The sequence below is a fragment of the Cyanobium sp. HWJ4-Hawea genome (genome assembly GCF_024345815.1).
Lineage (GTDB): Bacteria > Cyanobacteriota > Cyanobacteriia > PCC-6307 > Cyanobiaceae > Cyanobium_A.
Genome location: NZ_JAGQBV010000033.1, coordinates 1 through 20,468, shown reverse-complemented (window position 1 = coordinate 20,468; position 20,468 = coordinate 1). Strand labels below are relative to the sequence as shown.

Sequence of the window (20,468 nt, the reverse complement as noted above, 5' to 3'; positions counted from 1 at the left end):
GTTGTGGATACCCGTGCCTTCAAGCGCTCTCTGCACCACTCGGAGCGCTACAACCGCCGGGGCTTCGGCCTGGGCGAAGAGGTGGCCGGCAGCCTCGAGCAGGCCTACCAGAGCGATCTAATTGCATCCCTGCGGAGCAATGGCTATGAGCTGCGGCGGGGCCGCCTGACGGTGCGCCTGGCCGAGGCCTTTGGCTTTTGTTGGGGTGTGGAGAGGGCCGTGGCAATGGCCTACGAAACCCGCCGCCACTATCCGAGTGAACGGATCTGGATCACCAACGAGATCATCCACAACCCTTCGGTGAATGACCATCTGCGCGAGATGGACGTTCAATTCATCCAGGTTGATGCGGGAGAGAAAGATTTCTCCGGGGTCGCCCCAGGTGATGTGGTGATCCTGCCGGCCTTTGGCGCCACGGTGCAGGAAATGCAGCTGCTCAACGAGCGCGGTTGCCACATCGTGGACACCACCTGTCCCTGGGTTTCCAAGGTCTGGAACACCGTGGAGAAGCACAAAAAGCACGACTTCACCTCGATCATCCACGGCAAGGTGAAGCACGAGGAAACCCTCGCCACCTCCTCGTTTGCGGGCATCTACCTGGTGGTGCTCGACATGGCCGAAGCCCAACTGGTTTGCGACTACATCCTCAATGGAGTTGAGGGGCGCCAGGACAGCAACGAGCGCAAGGCCGCGAGGGAGGCTTTTATGGATCGGTTTGCCAAGGCTTGCTCGCCTGGTTTCGACCCCGACATCGACCTAATGCGGGTGGGCGTTGCCAACCAGACCACGATGCTAAAAAGCGAAACCGAAGAGATCGGTCGCCTGTTCGAGCGCACGATGCTCAAGCGCTACGGCCCCGCCGAGCTGGGCGAGCACTTCCTGGCCTTCAACACGATCTGTGATGCCACCCAGGAGCGCCAGGACGCCATGTTTGCCCTGGTGGATGAGCCGTTGGATCTGATGGTGGTAATCGGCGGCTACAACTCATCAAATACCACCCACCTCCAGGAAATTGCCGTCAGCCGTGGCATTCGTTCTTTCCACATCGACACCCCTGAACGAATCGGCCCTGACAACTGCATTGAGCACATGCCCCTGGGCGGCCAGATCGAAACCGAAATGCCCTTCCTGCCGGAAGGAGAGATTCGGGTTGGCATAACCTCCGGCGCCTCAACCCCCGACCGGGTGGTGGAAGACATCATTCAGCGCCTGATTCGGCTTACTGGGGAGTAGCAGCCGCTGCCGTTCAATGCCCACCCGGGGCTTTAGATTGCCTGAGGTTCAGCATCGCCGGGGCCCTTAGATCTGCCAGGAGTTTCGACGTTGTCTTCGCTGAAGGCCCCATCCGAGCCGGCCTTACGCCTCAGCCAGGACCCCAGGGTCCGTCGCTATTCGAGCCATTTCGCCGATCTGATGGACATGCTGGCCCCCATCTCGGTGGTGGAGGCCTACCTCGACAGCCATGAGGGCTGGTTCCAGCGCTGTGCGGCCCCAATGGCAGTGCAGCCCCTAGGGCGCCATGGCTACATCCTCACCTTGGGGAGCTTCGGCAACTTTGGCTTTGAAGTGGAGCCCACCATTGGCCTGGAGCTTTTGCCCCAGGCCAATGGGATCTACCGGATTGTCACCGCACCCGTGGCAAACTCCGCTGCCAAGGGCGAAGGTCCAAGCCTGGACGACCTATACGACGTGGAATTCAATGCCTCACTCAAACTCGATGCCCCCGAGTCGCCAGGGCTATGCACCCAAGTGCGCTGGGAGCTCGACCTAAGTGTGTGGATCCAGCTGCCTGGAGTGATCAGCCTCCTGCCGGAAGGCCTGGTGCAGTCGAGTGGTGATCACCTGCTCAAGCAAATCGTCCGCCAGGTCTCCCGCAAACTCACCTGGAAGGTGCAGGAAGACTTTCACGAGAGCAATGGCCTGGCCTGTCCGCCAAGGCGCAAGGCCCAGTTTTAAACAGGCCTTTTTTCCCAGATTTTGGCGACGATCTGCATGCCGCTGACCGCCTGCCAGAGGAAGAAGGTCATCAGGCCCATGTTCAGGCCCACGTGGATCTTGCGGGCAATCAAGTTGCCTTGCTGGATCAACGGGGTCAGGGAGGCCGCGGTAGCCACCATGCAGGTCATGGTGATCCCCACCAGCAGGTGGGGTCCCACAAACAACTTGCCGTTATTCAGGTAGGTGACAGCCATGCCGCCGAAGGTGCCCACCACCATCACCACCAAGACCAGGCTGCCAATTTGAAAATGGCGCTTGGCAAATTGGCCCTTGAGCAGCTCCTTGCGGGCCTCAGGTGTGCCGGTACGGGTGCGCTTGGCCTTGATGCCCAAAAACATCCCATAGCCAGAAAGTGCCAGCAGGGCCCACATCAATAGGGGATGCAGGAAGTTGAGGCTGTAGCTAAGCGTTTCAGGCATGGCTGCTAGGGGGTATTTGGTAATGCCAAGGGCGATCGAGTGAAGCTACAGGGGCATCAATGCAGGAAATGGCGGCGACCCGTCACAACCATGGCTAGTCCCAGGGCATTGCAGGCCGCGATCGAATCGGCATCTCGCACGCTACCGCCGGGCTGAATAACGGCCGTAATGCCATGGCTGGCAGCCAATCGCACGGTGTCGTCGAAGGGAAAAAATCCATCGCTTGCCAGCACGGCTCCCTCGGCCTTTTCAGCCGCTGCCTCGAGGGCCAATTTGGCCGATCCGACCCGATTCATCTGGCCTGCGCCAATGCCCAGGCTCTGCCCCGACTTCGCCACGGTGATGGCATTGGATCGCACATGGCGCACTAGCCGCCAGGCAAAGCGCAGATCTTGCATTTCTTCGCTGCTGGGTTGGCGCTCACTGACCACCTGCCAGCCGCCCTCATCCACCGGCTGATCATCGAACTCCTGCACAAGCACCCCACCAAGGATGCTGCGCAATTGCTGGCGCGGGGCCTGGCCAATCGCCTCTGGGCTGAGTTCGAGCAGCCGCAGGTTGGCCTTTGCCGCCAGGTGGGTCCTGGCCTCGGCGCCAAAAACTGGAGCCACCACACATTCCAAAAACAGACTGGTGAGCTGTTCAGCTGCCACCAGATCCACCGAGGTGTTGAGGGCGACGATGCCACCAAAGGCCGAAAGCCGATCGGCATCTAGGGCCCGGGTCAAGGCCTCGGCCGTGCCGGTGCCGGTGGCGACACCACAGGGATTGGTGTGCTTGAGCACAACTGCAGCACTTTGGGCCCCGGGGCCGTAGCCAAATTCCCGCACGGTGGCCAGGGCTGCTTCGAGATCGATCAAGTTGTTGTAGCTGAGCTCCTTGCCCTGCAACTGGCTGGCACCACCCCAGCCAATGGCAGGGGCGCTATGCCAGGTGGCGCCTTGGTGCGGGTTTTCGCCGTAGCGCAGCGACTGCCTGGCGGGCAGCTCCAATTTCAAGCTGGGAGCGGCTTGGGTCCCTAGCCAGCTGCTAATTGCCCCGTCGTAGCTAGCGGTGTGCTGGAAGGCCTCAAGGGCCAATTGGCGACGCAGCTCGTTGCCAATGCCATGGGCCGCCAGGGCTGCCAAAAAGGCGGGGTATTGGCTAGGGCTGGTGAGCACCGCCACATCCGCGTGGTTTTTGGCCGCGGCCCGCACCATGGCCGGACCACCAATATCAATGTTTTCGATGGCAGTTTCAAAAGAAACCGAAGGATCGGCGATGGTTTCCCGGAAGGGATAGAGGTTCACCACCACCACATCGATGGGGTCGATGCCCTGGGCAGCCAAATCAGTTTGATGGGAGGGCTCAGAGCGCTTGGCCAAGATGCCGCCATGGATGCGGGGGTGCAGGGTTTTGACCCTGCCGCCAAGGATTTCAGGAGCCCCGGTGTGCTCTGCCACCTTGGTCACCGGCAGCCCAGCTGCCTGGAGAGCAGCAGCGGTGCCGCCACTGGAAATCAATCGATAGCCCGCCGCCAAAAGGCCTTCGGCCAAGGGCACCAGACCCTCTTTATTGGAGACACTGAGAAGGGCCGTGGGCGCCATGGCTGCAGCTGGGCTGGTTGAAAGGCCAACCTAAGCAGTGGCTATCACCCAACCCCTCCACCGCCGAAGCTCCATGGCTGACGAATTCCCGCCCACCGCTCCAGCAGCCGCTCCAGGGGCCACTCCAGCCGCCGGAGAGCTGCGCTTGGGCCCTTCAGGCACGGGCAAGCGCCTGGTGCTGCTCCATGGCTGGGGCTCCGACGCCGACGACCTATTGGAACTGGGCCCACTGCTGGTGGGAGCTGGGGTGGAAATCGTGGCCTTGCAGGCCCCCTGGCCCCACCCTGCGGGCAGCGGTAGGCAGTGGTACGACCTGCAGCAGAGCGAATGGCCCCAGTTACCCGAAGCCCGGCTTGCCCTGCGCACGCGCCTAGAACAACTGGGCCGGGAAACGCCCCTGGAGAACACCGTGGTGCTGGGTTTTTCCCAGGGAGCAGCCATGGCCATCGATGTGATCAGCTCCGATGGGGGCCTGCCCTGTGCGGGGCTGATCGGCTGTAGCGGCTACCCCCACCCCCAATGGCAACCCAATGCAGCCAAACCCAGCGCCGTGTTGCTAACCCATGGCATCCACGATCCCGTGGTGCCATTCGCAGCAAGTGAAGCCCTGCAGAAGCAATTGGAGGAGGGCGGCCACCTGAGCCAGCTACTGCGGTTCGAAGGCGGCCACACAATTGATCAGGGGCTATTTCCGGCCATGCGCGACTTCATTGCCGCGCAATGGCCACAGTCCTGATCAAACGAAGGCGTACTCGTACTCCTCCATTTCTTCCCAATCATCGGCAGCCAGGGCCTCAATACCTTCGAAGAGAACCTCTTCTCCAATCCGATCAACAATTTCCCGAAGGGAAGGGAAAAGGAAATGATTCTCCTCAGCGTATTGGGCACTGAAAAGGCCCTTTTCACCCCAGAAGAATCGATCGGTGGTGTGCTCATTGCGACGCACATTGAGGATTGCTGGCGGTACCAACACCTCCTCGGCGATGAAGCGACGGGCCGCTGTCACCGGTTTGTGGGAGCCCGTTTCTAAATGAAAGGTGGCTACATGGGCCAAAACCCTTTGGCCAGCCAACCGACGGCGGCTGATGCGCTTGCGCTTCTTAGACATGGAACGGCTCCGGAACAGGAGCAAAGAGTGGGGACAAGAAGGGATCAGGGGGAAACAGTCGAGGGCTGCGAAAAGACCAAGTTGGTCAGATCCACAGAGACCGTGACTCAGCAAGCCGAGGGATGAACCCGGCGGCGGCGCCCAACCATCTGTCGTCCATGAGGGTCTGCAGGCCTTGGGAGGTCAGCGACTCTGCAATTCGCCCATTCGAATTGCAAGAACAGCTAGAGGAGTGGTCGTCGAAAGACTGAACTACGTCTGCTGTAGCCTGATTACACGAATTGTGCAACTCGACTGTCACGACTGTGGCCTGCTGCCCGCTCGCGGACCGCGAAGTATTGGTCGATACGAAGATCTTAAGACTTTTTTCTGGATTTCCCCGAAATCCCGAAAACTTTTTTTGTACGCCGTCCAGCTGAGCGCGTCAAATGCAAGTCTCCACGCGCTTTTTGAGCCTGCTCCACTTCCAGTTGGCCCAGTTCGCTGACCGCAGCGATGTCAGCTCCCTGGTGGTTTACGTGACCCAGCCAGGCGATGGCGGGCCTCCCTCTCTGGTACCTATCGGCCAATGGCCCCGCGATGGCAGAGCCCTGCCCACGGTGGCTGCGGATAGCCCCCTGCGGATGCCAGCCGAGGGAAGGCGCTGGTTACCCCTGCGCCAGGAGCAGATTTTGCTTGGCGCCATCCAAGTGGAAACCAACACCCTCCCCTGGCCCGACGGACTCAGCCAAAGGCTGCAGGCGGTGGCCCTCTGTCTTACCGAAGCGCTTTGCCTGGATCTCGACCAGAAGCGCCTAGCCGAGAGCCTGAATCAGCAGCAGGAGCAACTGGCCCTGTTGGTACACCAGCTGCGCAACCCCCTCGCCGCCCTGCGCACCTTTGGCCAACTGCTGCTGCGTCGACTCGAGCAGGACAGCCTGAATAGACCACTGGTGGAGGGGCTTCTGGCCGAAGAGCGCCAACTCAATCGCTATGTCGAAGCGATCGACGAACTGCAAGGGATGGAGGCCCTGCCAGCCGCGGGCAACCTGGCCCACCCCCTGCTGCTGCCCCCCACCCTCAGTGGCGCCGAAGGGCAACCCCTCGCTGATCTACTAATCCCCCTTTTGCAAAGGGCCTCGGCCACCGCAGCCCTGCAACAGAGGGCCTGGCATCCACCCGAGCACCTACCCGACTGGTGTGGGGACAGTGGCAGTGCGGCAGAGGTGCTCGCCAACCTGCTGGAAAATGCCTTTCGCTACAGCCAAAGCCAAGCCCCCATAGGTCTCTATTGCCAAAAAACCGAGGCCGGTAGCTGGCTGATCAGTATTTGGGATGGCGGTGAGCCAATTGCCAATAGCGAAAGGGAGGCCATCTTTGGGCGGGGCTTTCGGGGCCAGGCTGGCCAAAAGCTGCCGGGCACCGGGGTCGGCCTGGCCCTAGCCAGGGATCTGGCCAGGAGCCTGGGGGGCGATTTAGTGCTGCTGCCATCGCCGGCCGCCCTGGATCCCGCCCTACCGGCCAGGGGCAACGCCTTTCAGCTCAGCCTCCCAGCCCCAACAACCTGACCAACAGGCCACAAAGCAGCAGGGCCAGGGCTTCGCTCCATTCCACGCAAGCGCCATAGCTGTCGCCGCTGTGGCCGCCCAGGCGGCGGCCCAACCAAAGCGGCACCAGCAGAGCCGGCACGCCAGCAAGCAGTCCCATCCAGAGCAGGGGTGCTGCCACCCCTGCTACCAGCAGGCCCGCCAGCAGCAAACCAGCCGCCACCAGGGCCGGTCCCAACTCCCTGGGCAAGCCAAGCCAATGGCTGCGATGGAAGGCGGCGCTGCCGCCCTCGGGCCGCAGGTAAGCAAAGGCCGCCATGGCAAATAGGGGAGACACCCGGCCCCACAGGGCAGCCCAAAGCAGGGCCACCGGTGCTGCCTGGGCCAGGCAGGCGAAAGCGGCAACCTTCAGCAGCAGCAACAAGACCATTGCCTGCACGCCAGAGGCCCCCACCCGGCTGTCTTGCATCGCCTCCAGGGCCCGCCGGGGGCCAGCGGCCAGGCCATCGGCCGTATCCATGGCGCCGTCCAGGTGCAGCCCCCCCGTGAGTAGCACCCCCAGGGCAATCACCAAGGGCACCTGGGCCGCCAGCGGCAGCCAGGCGGCAGTGAGCCACCAAAAAGAGGCCTGAACCAGGCCCAAAACCAGTCCGACAAGGGGGGCAAAACGGGCAATCCGTTCAAAACGCGGCTCAACTCCAGGCCAGGCAGGTAATACGGAATAGAAAACCCAAGCCCCTGCCCCATCGCGGATCCCGCCCTTCAAGCGCGTTTTCAAGAGCATCGGCTTTGCAGGTGTAAATGAGAAAGGCCAGTGGATATGGCAGGTGGTTAAGGCAAGACAGCAACTGTTTTCCCTTGCCTGCAAGTCTTAGCTTCGAACAAGCACCCAAGGGGCGCGATCGCCTTTTCATTCGACATCACCGCCCGTTGCCCCCGCAGCCGGGCCCGTTGTGGCTGTTTTCACACCCCCCACGGGGTGGTGAATACGCCCCGCTTCATGCCCGTGGGAACCCTCGCCACGGTCAAGGGGGTCACCACCAGCCAGCTGGCCGCGACGGGAGCAGAAATGGTGCTGGCCAACACCTATCACCTGCACCTGCAGCCTGGCGAGCAAATCGTGGCCGATGCGGGGGGACTGCATCGCTTCATGGGCTGGAGCGGCCCCCTGCTCACCGATTCAGGGGGCTTCCAGGTCTTCAGCCTGGGGGACCTCAACCAGATCAACGACCAGGGGGTGGTCTTTCGATCCCCCCGGGATGGCGCCCGCATTGAGCTGACCCCAGAGCGCTCCATGCAGATCCAGATGGCCCTGGGGGCCGATGTGGCGATGGCCTTCGACCAATGTCCGCCCTATCCGGCCAGTGAGGCAGATGTGGCCACAGCCAGCCGCAGAACCCACAGCTGGCTCGAGCGCTGCATCACCACCCACAACAAAAGCGATCAGGCCCTTTTTGGCATCGTCCAGGGGGGCTGCTTCCCCCATCTGCGCCAGGAATCGGCAAGGGTGATTGCCTCGATGGGCCTACCGGGCATTGCGGTGGGCGGCGTGAGTGTGGGGGAGCCCACCGAGGAGATGCATCGCATCGTGCGCCAGGTCGGGCCGCTTTTGCCGGAAGAGAAACCCCACTACCTAATGGGTGTGGGCACCCTTCGAGAGATGGCCATTGCCGTGGCCCAGGGCTTTGATCTATTCGATTGCGTGATTCCCACCCGGTTGGGCCGCCATGGGGCCGCCCTGGTCGGCGGAGAGCGCTGGAACCTCAAAAATTCCTGCTTTCGCCACGACCACACCCCGATGGACGCCAGCTGCCCATGCCCGGCCTGTAGCTGCCACACCCGGGCCTATTTGCACCACCTGACCAAAAGCAACGAAATGCTGGGCAAAATTCTGCTGAGCCTGCACAACCTCCACCAATTGGTGCGCTTCAGCACTGCCATGGCCCAGGCAATCCGCGAAGGATGTTTTGCGGAGGATTTCGCTCCATGGGAAGCGGGCTCTCCGGCCTCCCACACGTGGTAGCGTCCGCCTCTAGCTGATTACTTTCAGGGATGGCTGTCTCCGCTCTGCTGGCTTCCACTTCGCTGCAGACCTTGGCCCAGCTGCCTGAGGCCTACCAAGCTTTTGGGCCCTTGGTAGACATCCTGCCAATCATTCCTCTCTTTTTCCTGCTGCTCGCCTTTGTATGGCAAGCCTCGGTCGGTTTCCGCTGAGACCTCAGGCCAATTAATTGCCAGAGGCACCCCTGGTTGCTTGAGGGGGCCTGATTAGGCACCCCGCCAAACCGCCCAGGCGAATTGGGGCAGTGAAAGCATTCGGCGCCAACGGCTCGGCTCCTGGAGGAGCCGGTAAAGCCATTCGATTTGCATCGCTCCCATCCAGGCGGGGGCCCTTTTTTTTGTACCTGCCCACACGTCAAAGCTGCCGCCAACGCCCATCCACAGGCCGCCCCGGCGCCCGGGTATGGATTGGATCCAGGTTTCCTGCCGCGGCACGCCTAGGGCAACCAGCACCAAATCAGGGCGGGCCGCCAGCAACTGGTGCTCCAGCCCAGCCCAGGCCTCAGCCGGCTGGTAGCCGTGGGCGCAGAAAACCAGTTGCAGCGCCGGCAGCTGTTGGCGCAACTGCGCACCGAGCTGGGTCATCACCTGGGGAGATGAGCCAATTAGGGCCACCCGCCAGCCCCGCTGGGCGGCATGGCCCAACAGCTCCCGGGCCAGCTCGATCCCGGGGCTCCGGCGAACTCGATAGCCCTGACGGGCCAGGGCCCACACCACCCCGGCCCCATCTGGAATTACCAATTGGGCCGCCTCTATGGCCGCGCCCAAGGAAGGATCGGCAATTGCCGCCATGGTCATCTCGGCATTGAGGGTGACGATCTGGCCACCACCCCGTTGCTGCAGTGCCAATGCCGCCTCAAAGACATCCGGGCAAACACTGACCTGCACGCCCAGCACTCGCGTTTGCAAGGGTTCTGTTGCCGTTGCTGCCATGGGGGGTTGCTGCCGCGGAGCAGAATCTATGGCTGTCCAATTCTGAACTGCTCCAGGCCGGGCGCCCTAACGCCGCGGTCCGATGACGCGCTTCGACATGTCACCCCCCCCAGCCACCCCGGGGAGCTCCCCGGCTGGCAGCTCCTACAACACCATGGAGGCGGCACAGGCCTGGGCTGCGCTGCTGGAGATCGATCGGCAAATTGAAACGGTGGTGCTGGCGCGCCAGCACCCGATCACGGGGCTACTCCCCGCCAGCACGGCCAACACCGTCCATGGCAATTACGGCGACGCCTGGGTGCGTGATTGCGTCTATTCGATCCAGTGCGTCTGGGGCCTGGCCCTGGCCCACCGGCGCCTGCGCGGACCCAGCCGGAGGGTTTTTGAACTGGAGCAGCGGGTTCTGCAACTGATGCGCGGGCTGCTCAACTCGATGCTGCGCCAGGCGGCGAAAGTGGAACGGTTCAAGCACAGCCTGGCCCGGCTGGATGCCATTCACGCCAAATTTGATACCCCCACCGGCTCCGCCGTGGTGGCCGATGACGGCTGGGGCCATCTCCAACTCGACGCCACTGCCCTTTTTCTGCTGCAACTGGCCCAATTAACCCGCTCCGGGCTGGTGGTGATCCAAAGCCAGCATGAGTGCGATTTCGTTCAAAACCTCGTCTACTACGTGTCGCGGGCCTATCGGGTGGCCGACTACGGCATCTGGGAGCGGGGCGACAAGGGCAACCATGGCCAGCCCGAGCGCAATGCCAGCTCGATCGGCCTTGTCAAAGCGGCCTTGGAATCCCTGGAGGGCCTCGATCTCTATGGCCCCCATGGCGACGGCAGTGCCTGTCTAGTGATCCCCCACGACGCCATCGTGCGCCTGCGGCGTGCCCTGAGGAGCCTGTTGCCAAGGGAGTCCGCCAGCAAGGAAGTGGACAGCGCCTGCCTCTCGGTAATTGGCTACCCCGCCTGGGCAGTGGAGGATCCCGCCCTGGCCGAACGGACCCGCCGCAAAATCCGCGCTGAGCTGGGTGGCGCCTACGGCTATAAACGCTTCCGCCGTGACGGCCACCAAACCGTGGTGGAGGATCACGGTCGCCTCCACTACGAGCGAGAGGAACTGGCGGCCTTCGAGCACATCGAATGCGAATGGCCCCTCTTTTGGGCCTACGAGTTGATCACCGCCTGCTGCGAAGAACGCTGGGAGGAGGCCCGGCAATGGCGCCAAAAACTGACCACCGTCAGTGTCAATGTCCAGGGTGTGTCGCTCCTGCCAGAGCTCTATCTGGTGCCTGAAATCGTCTTGGCCGCGGAACGGCGCCAGCCAGGCAGCCAGCCCCGTCAAGCCAACCCGAATGTGCCCCTGCTCTGGACCCAGAGCCTTACCTGGCTGTCGGACCTGCTGCTCCAGGGCCTGATCACCCCCGCCGATCTCGACCCGAGCGGCCGGCGGCTACCCCAACCCCTCGGTGCCGACCAGGTGCTGGTGGCCCTGGTACCCGCCAACGGGGAGATTGCCGCAGTCCTGAACGAAGCGGGCCTGCCCCTGGCCACCGATCAGAGCCCGCCAGCCGATCTACCCAACAGGGCCAAGGGGCAGCAAACGCTCACAATTGGCGGCTCAAGGGAACTGGCCCAACGGATGGCCCAGGTGGGCGCCAATGGCCGCCTGGGCCTCAGCGGCCATCCGAACGTGCGCATGGAAACCTTGGCCACGGCGCGGCTCTATCGCCGTTCGGGAGCCGAAGGCGTTGAGCAACTGGCTTTCCTGCCAGCGGTGCTTGAGGAAGGCACTTTTTATTTGGCCGATGACCCCGAACAATTGGTGGATGTGGTCGCCGCCGAACTGCGCCTGCTGCAACGCCACTGGCGCGGTCCTGGGGCCCCGTTACTGCTGATTCCCGTGGCTGAAGGGGCCTTCGGCGCAAGCCCAAACGCCTTTTTGACCCTGGGCAAGCAGCTGCAACAGGGCTTGCTGGAGGGCGTAGCCGTACAACTGGCTCCGCTCGACAAACTGATTGACCAAGCCTGCTGGGTCGAGCTGCCGGAGCAAGCACACCTCAACCACGCACCGCAAACACCCGCTGCCATTCCCCTGCGGGCCAGTACCAGCCAGCCGCCGCTTTCCGCCGAAGAAGAGCAAGAACTGGAACGGGAAGACCTCAGCATCGGCGAACTGGCCGAGCGGCTTTGGCAAAGCACCTCCCTGGCCGAGCAGAGCGAAGTGCTGGAGCAACTGGTGCGGCGCCTGGGCAGCGGGGCCCAGTTACAGGGGCCCGCCAATGCCCAACCCGTGAGACTCCAGGAACTATTGGCCGAGGTCTATCGCCGCTCCCTTGCCGAGGCCAATTGGGATGTGGTGCGCCGCGTAGCCGGCGCGATGGGGCTGGTGCATCCCCAGTTGGAAGATGCCCTGACCGACCTGCTGGTGCGTCAAAAACAGGTGGTAGTTGGCCGCAACTACACCAACGATTCGCTGATCAGCGAGCCCCAGGGCAGTGCGGCAATCGCCGCCATGATTCGCCAGTTCAGCGGCGAAGACGGGCGCGAATGGATGCTGCAGCAGGAGATTTTGCTGGCCCTTGATGGCCTGGCACGCCACGAGCCGGACCTTTTCAACGGCAGTCTCACCCTGCAACTCGGCCAACTACTGCTGCTGCTCACAAGCGAACTGGCCAGCGAAGCCGATCTCACCCCCATTGATGCCTTTGAGGCCCTCTGCGCCCAGCCGCCCCATGGGATTCGACGCCGACTGCGGGCGGTGCTGGCCGACGTGGAGCACGCCCGGGCCGCCCTGCAGCGCAAGGAACAGCTGCACGTGCGTGGGCGGGTCAAATGGCACATCCCCATCCCCCTTGAAGAGCTTCCCAAAGGGGGCTGCTGGCTACAACACCGCATGCGGCTAGGGGCCCTGGGCCGGGTTCCCCGCGACTTTTATCCCGGTATTTGGGAGCTGTTGCACCACTGCCATGGCCTGGTGATTGGCGACAAGTTGGAAAAACGCAACCGCCTCGAAAGTGGCCCGCTCCTAAGTGAAAAAACACCTGGGGAGAAAAACTTCGCCGCGCTAGTGGAACACCTGCTCAGCAAAATCGAGGCCTCGGAATATCGCCAACTCTGCACCGAAACCCTGATCACTTTGATGGCCTTTTTTGCTGAAAACCCTGGGGCCCGCTTTGAAGAGGATCTGGCCCTGGATGTGGTTATCGGCCATGCCGTGCGGGTGGGCTGGCAATTGGAGCACCCAGAAATTTCCGAGACGCTCTATAGCCAGCACAAAGCAGAGGCCTGGGATCGCTTCTACCGGGCCGCCCCCAGTGATTGCCGCGGCTGGCAGCTGGAAGCCCTCAAACAGCTCACCACCAGGGCCTAAAAGCTGCTAGATCGGTGTGGCGAGGCTCATGCTCAGGCCGGGCTGTTCCACGCACTGTTCGATCAGGTCAGCTAGTTGCAGTGCCCGGGAAGCCTGTAGGCCGTCCACTGCGGGGATTTCAGCCCCCCGGACGCACTGGAGAAAATGCTCCAGTTCGGCATATAGGGGCTCGATCGAAGTGGTGCTCACCTCCTCAATCACCCCATCGGAGCGATAGACCAGCTCACCGTGGTCGGCGCTGACCGACTCGTGGGATTTGCGGTGGATGTGCAGGGTGCGATTGAGAAAATCGGTCTCCACCAAGCTGCTTCTGCAGTGGGCACTGAGGCTGCGGATCTTGCGATGGGCCATCTTGCTGGCGGTCAGGCTTGCCACGACGCCGTTGGCAAAGCCCAAGGTGGCATTGACGTAGTCAATCGGCCCGTCGGCACTCCGGCCCCCAGCGGCAGCCAGTCGCACCACCGGAGCCCTGGCCAGCTCAAGCACCAGGTCGATGTCGTGGATCATTAGATCCAGCACCACCGACACGTCGTTGGCCCGGTCGGGGTTGGGGCTATGGCGCCTGGCCTCAAGCACCACCACCTCCTCGTTGGCCACCACCTTCACCAACTCCCGGAATGCCGGATTAAAGCGTTCAATGTGGCCCACCTGCAGCAGGCGACCGGCGGCTTCTGATGCACGGATCAGATCAGCCGCTTCCTCCTGGCTGGCAGCGATCGGCTTTTCAATCAGCACATGGACGCCCGCCTTCAGACAGGCGAGGCCAACTCGATGGTGCAAAAGGGTCGGAACGGCAATGCAAACCGCCTCCACCTCGCCCAACATTTCCTCGTAGGTGGCAAACCACTTACAGCCAAATTGGCCAGTGGCGAGCTCGCCGCGGGCCTGGTCGGGATCAGCCACCCCAACCAACTCCGCATCCTTGATCAGGCTGAGCACCCGGGCGTGGTGCCAGCCCATGTTGCCGATGCCGATGACACCCAAACGCACAGGGTTCATGGCTGGGGCATTTACGTCGAAACCATTATCGATGATCAGCAGCCCCTGCGCAAAAGCCCATTAACTGGCCACCCGCTCAATCGCAACCCTTTCGATCCGCGGACCATCCATTATCAAGACCCGATATTGATGTCCCTTCCAGCTCAAACTCTCTCCAGGGGAGGGGATGTGCTGGAGCCGTTCGAGCAAAAAGCCCGCCAGGGTGTGGTGGCCATCGGCCTCTGGAAGTTGGAGGCAAAGTTGGCGATTGAGTTCAAAGATTTCCAAATCACCCGCCACCGACCACTGGCCATCGGCAAGTTCTTGGAGGTCGGCGGCGGCCTCTAGGGGGTCGTCGTCGTCGCCGACAATTTCGCTTGTGAGGTCAGCAACTGTGACCAGACCCTCGGTGCCGCCATGCTCATCCACCACCAAGAGCATCGGCTGCCCACTGCGGATTAGGGGCAACAACTGGGCCAAAGAGGTGCTCTCCTGAACCACCGCGAGGGGCGTTATGAAAGGCGCCAATGGGGTATCTGGCTGCAGGTGGCCACGGGCAATCGGATCCGCCAGCCGCCGCAGATCCAACAGCCCACGCACGTCATCAAGGGAATTGCCAATCACCGGAAAACGGGCATGGGCGGTGTCATGCACCTCGCGCATCAGGGCTGCGAAGGTGACATCCACGGGCACGGTGACCATGCCGGAACGGGGCACCATCACCTCCCGTACCAGGGTGTCCCGCAGTGAGAAAACTCCCTCCAGGATGCTGCGCTCATCGGGCATAAGTCCGGTGACACTGCCCGTTTCAATCAGAGTCTCGAGCTCACCGGCAGATAGCACCGGCACCAGCTCATCCCAGTTGCGGGGCAAACCCAACAGGCGCAGGAGCACCGCCCCAAGCCGCTCAATCAGCGAGAGCAATGGGGCCAGGCTGCGGATTACCGCATCCAGCAGGGGTGCCAGCCGCAGGGCCGATTCTTCCGGTCGGTGAAGCACCCAGGCCTTGGGCAGCAAGCCCCCCAGCAGGGTGGCCAACAGCACCAGACCAAGAAAAACGGCGGCATCAACCAAGGCAGTGCCACCGAATTTGTCGGCTAAGCCACGGCCTGCCCAACCCAGGGCCACCAGGGCCAGCGCCGCCCCCAACTGGGTTGCCACCAGCAGACGCCGGAGCCTGAACTGCAACTTGGCCACCGCCTGGGCCCCGGAGGCACCCGCCTCCACCAGCTGGCGCACCCGGCTGGGTCGAAGCCGAATCAGGGCAAATTCACCTGCCGCAAAAAAGGCCACAAGGGCCAGCAGCACCGCCAGAGCCAGGGAAACGATCACAGAAGTGGGTGGTGGGGGTCCCGAGGATCGAACTCGGCTAAGGCGAATTATGAGTTCGCTGCATTCACCAGATTGCTAGACCCCCAACCGGTGGTGTGTCTACCACAGGTTTGGGCGATGGGCCACCAGACGCGAGGCTGCCGGCAAAGCCATTGCCCACATCAACCGTGCGCCAGGGGAGGGGATTGGACTGCTGCTCAAGCAGAACCTGATAGGTGTTTTGTAGGACGGTGCCATCCCAGACGATGGTCTGATCAGGGAAACCAAAACCCATCAAGCGGTTTCCTTCGACCCCACCCATGGCAATTCCCAGGAGGTCGGTGACTTGGTGGCTGAGGTCAACACCACTGGCAAAAGGCGACGTATATGTGTAAAAACGCTGCTCCACCAGCGCTGGGGTGGTTTGCACTGCAGCGCAGCTGGTGAGCTCGCCACTGGTGGTGCAAAGCACCGGCCCAGCCCAACCCAAGCCAGCAGTGAGTTCAAAGCTGGCAGCCAGCCCAAGCAGCCCCAATCCACGCCTAGGGAACCAATTCATGCCACGGACCTGTCTGGTCGCAAACTAGGCAGGATCGGGACCTTCCACCAGCCCCCATTGCCAACAAGACCGTGTCGAACTCAAGCGTGGCGAACTCAAGCGTGGCCAACCTGACCCTGCCCACCAACCCAGCGGCAATGCGTGCCCAATTGCTGGCACAACTGGCCCAAAAGGCCTATCGCCACGGTCAGTTCACCCTGGCTTCAGGGCGCAGCAGTGACCACTACGTCAACTGCAAACCCGTGAGCCTCAGTGGTGAAGGGCTGGCCCTACTGGGTGCCCTGTTCCTGGAGCAGGTGGAGCCAGAGGCCTTGGCGGTGGCCGGGCTGACCCTGGGCGCCGACCCCCTGGTCAGCGCCGTGGCCATGGGCGCCGCCCTCGCCGGCCGGAGCCTCGATGCCCTGATTGTGCGCAAGGAAGCCAAGGGCCATGGCACCGGAGCCTGGTTGGAGGGCCCCCTGCCCGAGCCGGGCAGCCGCATCACCGTGCTGGAGGACGTGGTCACCACCGGGGGCTCCTCGCTCAAGGCAGTGAACCAACTGAGGGAGGCCGGCTACGAGGTAAGGCGGGTGGTGACGATCGTGGACCGTCAAGAGGGGGGCCTCGAAGCGATGACCGCTGCCGGCCTTGAATTGCGCAGCCTGTTCCTGCTCGAAGAAGTTGCAGCCGCAAGCCTTGGCCAATGAGTGACATCTGGAGCTGGCAACCCGAGCAAGCCAGCCGCACCGATCAGCCGGTGAGCCTGCTGCACCTGGAAGGGCCAGGCAGCCTGCGCTTTTTACATGGCCAAACAACCGCCGCCATTGAAAATGTCGCCACCGGCAGTTGGATACCCAGCTGCTGCACCAGCCCCACCGGCCGGATGCGGGCCGTAGTCGACGTCTGGATTGGTGGCGCCCCCGCAGAGCAGGAAGCGGCGGCTGGCCAGGGGGCCTGGTTGATGATCCACGGCCCAAGCCAAAGCACCGGCCTGGCCCTGCACCAGTGCCTGGATCGGGTGCTGTTCCCTGCAGATCGGGTCAAGCTGGGCCCCCTAGAGGCGGCCACCTGGATCACCCCAATCGGTTCGGGCCTGGAGCCCTTCCTCCATCGCGAGGGCGCAGCACTGGCCAAGGAGATAGCCGCTCTTACCTGTTTGGGCCCAATGGATCAGGAGCGCTGGCGGATTCAGCAGGGCTTGCCGGCCGAACCAGCTGAAATCAACGACCACACCAACCCCTTTGAACTGGGCCTGGCAGATCGGGTGAGTCTTGGCAAAGGCTGTTATTTGGGGCAGGAAACCCTGGCCAAATTGGCCACCTACGACGGCGTAAAACAGCAGCTACGGCGCTGGCACTGCCGGCTCGAGGATCCAAGCTCATCGCCGCTGCTTGCCCCGGGCCAGGTGCTCTGGAGCAATGACCAAGTCAAGGCTGGCCTGATCACCTCCAGCCTTGCCATCGGCAGCGGTCAATGGATTGGCCTGGCCCTGGTGCGACGCCAGGCCCTGGGGCAAGAGTGTCTGATGGCTAGGGATGTCAACCAACTAGCTGACCCAAAACCACTTGGCGGCCAACTAACTCTCTACCTCTCCCAAGCACCCAGCTTCTCAGCAATACCCATAGGAGCCGGTGGCAACGGCTAGGAGTCTTTGTCCAGCAGCCAGCGCACCACGACCCAGGTGGCGAGGCTGTCGTCGCGGTTGTAGCGAAAAATCCGTTCAAGCTGGTAGCGGCTGGCGCGGCCCCGCGGGCCTGGCTCATGGCGCCACTGACGCCACTGGCGCCACCACAACAGGCAACGGGCGCCATCAACACCCTTCTGGCTCCAGGCAAAACCCAGCCAGCTGGCAACCGTTTTGAGGCCGTAGCTGCCCACCGGCAGCCGCCAGCTGCGTTTTAGGCGCATGTGGACATCCACAAGCCGGGAGCGCAGCTCGCGAACCGTGCTTTCGCTAGCCCCCTGGCGCTGGGCCAAGCGAGTCAGGCCAATTGCTTCGGTTTCGCCAAAGTGCAGCACTGGCCAGCCCGGGTAGCGGTTCAGGAACCGCTCAAGCCGCAGCCAGAGGCGCCCTTCCCCGTGCTCATGGAGGGCAAGCAGGGGCCGGTAACGACAGCCATCCAATTCCCCTGGCCAGGAGCCATCGGCAGCTCGCTCCACAAGCACAAAGCCATGGAGGAAGTCGTCGCGGGCATCGGGATCCGACTCAATGTCGTAAAGCAGGCAGCCCCGGGCCCTGGCCAGCTCCGGCAACGCTGGTGCCGCCTGCAAGCGCTGGGGCTGCCCCCCCTGCTGCACCCGCGCCTGGGCCACCAATTCAGCAGCGATTTCGCGGTGCTGCTCGCCATGCACCGCCAATTTGGAAGCCAACAAACCCGGATCGGCCTGGGCCAAGGCGCCCAAGCTGCCTATTCCCACCTCCAGGAGCAACTCCCGGCGTTTGCCACCGATGCCACTAACCTCGCTGAGATGGCCTGTGGCTGCAGCCTCCTGATCACAGAAGCCCCGCCAACTGCAAAGGGTGCACTTCTTGCGATCACTGACCAGAGGCGGCGGGCTGGAACTGGCCAGATCAGCCGCCAACTTCACCAGGCTGTCATCCAGTTGTTGCTGCAGGCCGGAATGGAGGGAAAGGCGCTCGCGCTGCAGGGCCCGACCTTCTCCAGCCAACACCAGGCCCTGGGGCACGGCCGCCTGCTGATAAACCGCCAACAACCTGCCCCACAGGGCTAAAACCAGCCGGTGCTCCCGGGTCACCCTCCGGCCCTGGCGAGCCAACACTGGCCAATAGGCGTAATCACCCCAGCGGCTCGCACCGGAAACCCGCTCCAAAAGAGCCGGATGGGCCTCCAGCTCCAACCCCGCTGGACCCGCTCCTTTCAGTCTTAGGCCCACCACACCAGGCTCCCCGGCCAGGCAGGCGGCATCGCCCCGGCCAGGCTTTCGGGGCAGCAATGCCTGGAAGCTGCGGAACTGGTCGTTTAGGGCCAGGGTTCGGTGGGCGTTCCACTGGCGTCTAGCAGGCTCCCCCCATTGATCCAACCAAGCCCGCCGCCGGCAGCGCACCCAGCTGCGCAGGAGCCGGTCAGTTAGGGGCGAGGCCGTCACACATGGGGATTGCTATGGGCAGAGGCTAGGCCGGTGGGACGCCTGGATAGGGGCACCGGCAAACAGCAGAATTGGGGGCATTGAATTTGGTTTGCGATGGCCTCAGCCCCCCTGCCCTTGGAGGCCAGCCCGATTGCCTTTGGCACCGATGGCTGGCGGGGCATCCTCGGGGTTGACATAACCGTGGAGCGGATGTTGCCGGTGGCTGCCGCCGCCGCCCGTGAACTGGCCCATTCAGCACCGAATGGGCTCAGCAGTAAGGAGGTGGTGATTGGCTACGACCGCCGCTTCTTGGCCCCCGAGTTGGCGGAGGCAATTTGCGCCGCAGTGCATGGCTGCGGACTGGTGCCCCTGCTCTGCGACACTCCCGTACCAACTCCCGCCTGCAGCTGGGCGGTGGTGGAGCGCCAGGCCCTCGGGGCCCTGGTGATAACAGCCAGCCACAACCCAGCTGAATGGCTGGGCCTAAAAATCAAGGGTCCCTTTGGGGGCTCTGTAGAAGGTGATTTCACCCAGCGGGTGGAACGTCGCCTGGCGGCCGGGGGCATCACCGTGCCAATTCAAAACCCCACCCAACGCTTTGATGCGATGGGCACCTACCTGGCCGGGCTCAAGGCGAAGGTGGACACGGAGGCCCTCAGCTCTGGTCTGGTCCGCCTGGGTCTCCAGGTAATTGTCGATCCAATGCACGGTTCAGCCGCCGGTGGATTGGAAAAACTGCTGGAATCGGCAAGTAGCAGCGGTCACCTGGTTGAAATTCGTGGCCAACGGGATCCCCTGTTTGGCGGCAACCCACCCGAACCCCTGGCGCCCTATCTCGAGCAATTGATCAAGGCGGTACAGGCCTCCGGTGCTGCAGGTCGTCCAGCGGTCGGAATCGTGTTTGACGGCGATGGCGACCGCATCGCGGCGGTCGATGAGCGGGGCCGTTTTTGCAGCACCCAGCTGCTGATGCCCCTATTCATCGATCACCTTGCCCGAGCCAGACAACTGGAGGGATCGGTGATCAAAACCGTCAGCGGCTCAGACCTAATGCAACTGGTGGCAGAAGATCTGGGCCGCCAGGTGCTGGAGATGCCCGTGGGCTTCAAGTACATCGCCAGTGAAATGCTGAAAGGAGGCGTACTAGTTGGCGGCGAGGAATCTGGCGGGGTGGGCTTTGGCATGCACCTGCCGGAGCGCGACGCCCTATTTGCCGCCCTGCTTCTTATCGAAGCCCTGGTGGAGGGAGGCCAGCCCCTTGGTGTGCGCCTAGATGATCTGCAGTCGCGCTGCGGCGGAGCCGCCGCCTACGACCGCCTGGACCTGCGACTGGCCGACATGGCCACCCGCAAACGCCTAGAAGTTCTGCTGCAGGAAGCCCCGCCTTCCCAGGTGGCCGGCCAGACGGTGAAGGAAGTAATCAGGACCGATGGCGTAAAACTGCGGCTTGGAGACAACCACTGGCTGATGCTGCGCTTCTCCGGCACCGAACCTCTATTGCGGCTGTACTGCGAAGCCCCAAGCCAAGAAAGGGTTGCCGAAGTGCTCGCCTGGGC

The 20,468-nt window shown here is 62.9% G+C and carries 19 protein-coding genes and 1 tRNA gene; 10 read left to right on the top strand and 10 right to left on the bottom strand.

Annotated features, from left to right (window positions below):
- Positions 1-3: 3 nt before the first annotated feature.
- Entirely contained in the window at positions 4-1,233 is a 1,230-nt protein-coding gene (locus tag KBY58_RS08580) for a 4-hydroxy-3-methylbut-2-enyl diphosphate reductase (protein ID WP_255003954.1), read from the top strand.
- Between the two features lie 90 nt (positions 1,234-1,323).
- Positions 1,324-1,956: a DUF1997 domain-containing protein gene (locus KBY58_RS08575; RefSeq protein WP_255003947.1), complete on the top strand. Its 633-nt coding sequence runs from the start codon at positions 1,324-1,326 to the stop codon at positions 1,954-1,956.
- Here KBY58_RS08575 and KBY58_RS08570 read toward each other — a convergent pair.
- Together KBY58_RS08570 and purH are read right to left on the bottom strand one after the other, a co-directional pair.
- The gene (locus KBY58_RS08570; RefSeq protein ID WP_254934546.1) at positions 1,953-2,417 is read right to left on the bottom strand and encodes a DUF4079 domain-containing protein; all 465 of its coding nucleotides are present in this window, start codon (positions 2,415-2,417) and stop codon (positions 1,953-1,955) included. The genes KBY58_RS08575 and KBY58_RS08570 overlap by 4 nt on opposite strands.
- 56 nt (positions 2,418-2,473) lie before the next feature.
- Positions 2,474-4,003, bottom strand: coding sequence for a bifunctional phosphoribosylaminoimidazolecarboxamide formyltransferase/IMP cyclohydrolase (purH, locus tag KBY58_RS08565; protein ID WP_255003946.1), 1,530 nt, complete (start codon positions 4,001-4,003; stop codon positions 2,474-2,476).
- 73 nt (positions 4,004-4,076) lie between these two features.
- Between purH and KBY58_RS08560 the strand changes: the two genes are divergently transcribed.
- Positions 4,077-4,739 (top strand): alpha/beta hydrolase, encoded by a 663-nt coding sequence (locus tag KBY58_RS08560; RefSeq protein ID WP_255003945.1) that lies wholly within the window; start codon positions 4,077-4,079, stop codon positions 4,737-4,739.
- On the opposite strand, the gene KBY58_RS08555 is transcribed toward KBY58_RS08560, so the two are convergent.
- The gene (locus KBY58_RS08555) at positions 4,740-5,111 is read right to left on the bottom strand and encodes a DUF3155 domain-containing protein (protein WP_254934543.1); all 372 of its coding nucleotides are present in this window, start codon (positions 5,109-5,111) and stop codon (positions 4,740-4,742) included.
- Between the two features lie 428 nt (positions 5,112-5,539).
- On the opposite strand from KBY58_RS08555, the gene KBY58_RS08550 reads away from it, so the two are divergent.
- Complete coding sequence (locus KBY58_RS08550) at positions 5,540-6,658, top strand: sensor histidine kinase (protein ID WP_255003944.1); 1,119 nt, start codon at positions 5,540-5,542, stop codon at positions 6,656-6,658.
- Here the strand turns inward: KBY58_RS08550 and cobS are convergent.
- Positions 6,633-7,421, bottom strand: coding sequence for an adenosylcobinamide-GDP ribazoletransferase (gene cobS, locus KBY58_RS08545; RefSeq protein WP_409995737.1), 789 nt, complete (start codon positions 7,419-7,421; stop codon positions 6,633-6,635). The two genes, KBY58_RS08550 and cobS, sit on opposite strands and share 26 nt — an antisense overlap.
- Before the next feature lie 117 nt (positions 7,422-7,538).
- Between cobS and tgt the strand changes: the two genes are divergently transcribed.
- Both tgt and KBY58_RS08535 read left to right on the top strand, forming a co-directional pair.
- The gene (gene tgt, locus KBY58_RS08540) at positions 7,539-8,660 is read left to right on the top strand and encodes a tRNA guanosine(34) transglycosylase Tgt (protein WP_255003952.1); all 1,122 of its coding nucleotides are present in this window, start codon (positions 7,539-7,541) and stop codon (positions 8,658-8,660) included.
- A gap of 47 nt (positions 8,661-8,707) precedes the next feature.
- Positions 8,708-8,851 carry a photosystem II reaction center protein K gene (locus KBY58_RS08535; protein ID WP_254934661.1) on the top strand — a complete coding sequence of 48 codons (144 nt, stop codon included), beginning with the start codon at positions 8,708-8,710 and terminating at the stop codon, positions 8,849-8,851.
- Positions 8,852-8,905: 54 nt separating this feature from the next.
- On the opposite strand, the gene KBY58_RS08530 is transcribed toward KBY58_RS08535, so the two are convergent.
- Complete coding sequence (locus tag KBY58_RS08530) at positions 8,906-9,631, bottom strand: WecB/TagA/CpsF family glycosyltransferase (RefSeq protein WP_255003942.1); 726 nt, start codon at positions 9,629-9,631, stop codon at positions 8,906-8,908.
- Between the two features lie 154 nt (positions 9,632-9,785).
- Here KBY58_RS08530 and KBY58_RS08525 point away from each other — a divergent pair, with 154 nt between their 5' ends.
- On the top strand, positions 9,786-12,995 hold the full coding sequence (locus KBY58_RS08525; protein ID WP_255003951.1) for a glycoside hydrolase family 15 protein: 3,210 nt from the start codon (positions 9,786-9,788) through the stop codon (positions 12,993-12,995).
- Positions 12,996-13,001: 6 nt separating this feature from the next.
- Here the strand turns inward: KBY58_RS08525 and KBY58_RS08520 are convergent, their stop codons facing one another.
- The 4 genes from KBY58_RS08520 to KBY58_RS08505 form a co-directional block, all read right to left on the bottom strand.
- Positions 13,002-13,994: a Gfo/Idh/MocA family protein gene (locus KBY58_RS08520; RefSeq protein ID WP_254934539.1), complete on the bottom strand. Its 993-nt coding sequence runs from the start codon at positions 13,992-13,994 to the stop codon at positions 13,002-13,004.
- A 60-nt stretch (positions 13,995-14,054) separates the two neighbouring features.
- On the bottom strand, positions 14,055-15,305 hold the full coding sequence (locus KBY58_RS08515; RefSeq protein WP_409995736.1) for a hemolysin family protein: 1,251 nt from the start codon (positions 15,303-15,305) through the stop codon (positions 14,055-14,057).
- Between the two features lie 9 nt (positions 15,306-15,314).
- A tRNA-Ile gene (locus KBY58_RS08510) sits at positions 15,315-15,390 on the bottom strand.
- Positions 15,370-15,843, bottom strand: a complete 474-nt coding sequence (locus KBY58_RS08505) for an Occludin/ELL family protein (RefSeq protein WP_255003941.1) — start codon at positions 15,841-15,843, stop codon at positions 15,370-15,372. Before KBY58_RS08505 ends, KBY58_RS08510 begins: the two co-directional genes overlap by 21 nt.
- A gap of 137 nt (positions 15,844-15,980) precedes the next feature.
- On the opposite strand from KBY58_RS08505, the gene pyrE reads away from it, so the two are divergent.
- Together pyrE and KBY58_RS08495 are read left to right on the top strand one after the other, a co-directional pair.
- Positions 15,981-16,529, top strand: coding sequence for an orotate phosphoribosyltransferase (gene pyrE, locus KBY58_RS08500; protein ID WP_254934658.1), 549 nt, complete (start codon positions 15,981-15,983; stop codon positions 16,527-16,529).
- Positions 16,526-17,467: a YgfZ/GcvT domain-containing protein gene (locus tag KBY58_RS08495; protein ID WP_255003940.1), complete on the top strand. Its 942-nt coding sequence runs from the start codon at positions 16,526-16,528 to the stop codon at positions 17,465-17,467. The genes pyrE and KBY58_RS08495 overlap by 4 nt, the downstream gene beginning before the upstream one ends.
- On the opposite strand, the gene KBY58_RS08490 is transcribed toward KBY58_RS08495, so the two are convergent.
- A complete protein-coding gene (locus KBY58_RS08490) occupies positions 17,464-18,930 on the bottom strand; it encodes a TM0106 family RecB-like putative nuclease (RefSeq protein WP_255003939.1) in 1,467 nt (488 codons plus the stop codon). The two genes, KBY58_RS08495 and KBY58_RS08490, sit on opposite strands and share 4 nt — an antisense overlap.
- Positions 18,931-19,026: 96 nt before the next feature.
- On the opposite strand from KBY58_RS08490, the gene KBY58_RS08485 reads away from it, so the two are divergent.
- Positions 19,027-20,468, top strand: a 1,442-nt coding sequence (locus tag KBY58_RS08485) for a phosphoglucomutase/phosphomannomutase family protein (protein ID WP_255003938.1), incomplete at its 3' end; no start/stop codon positions are given.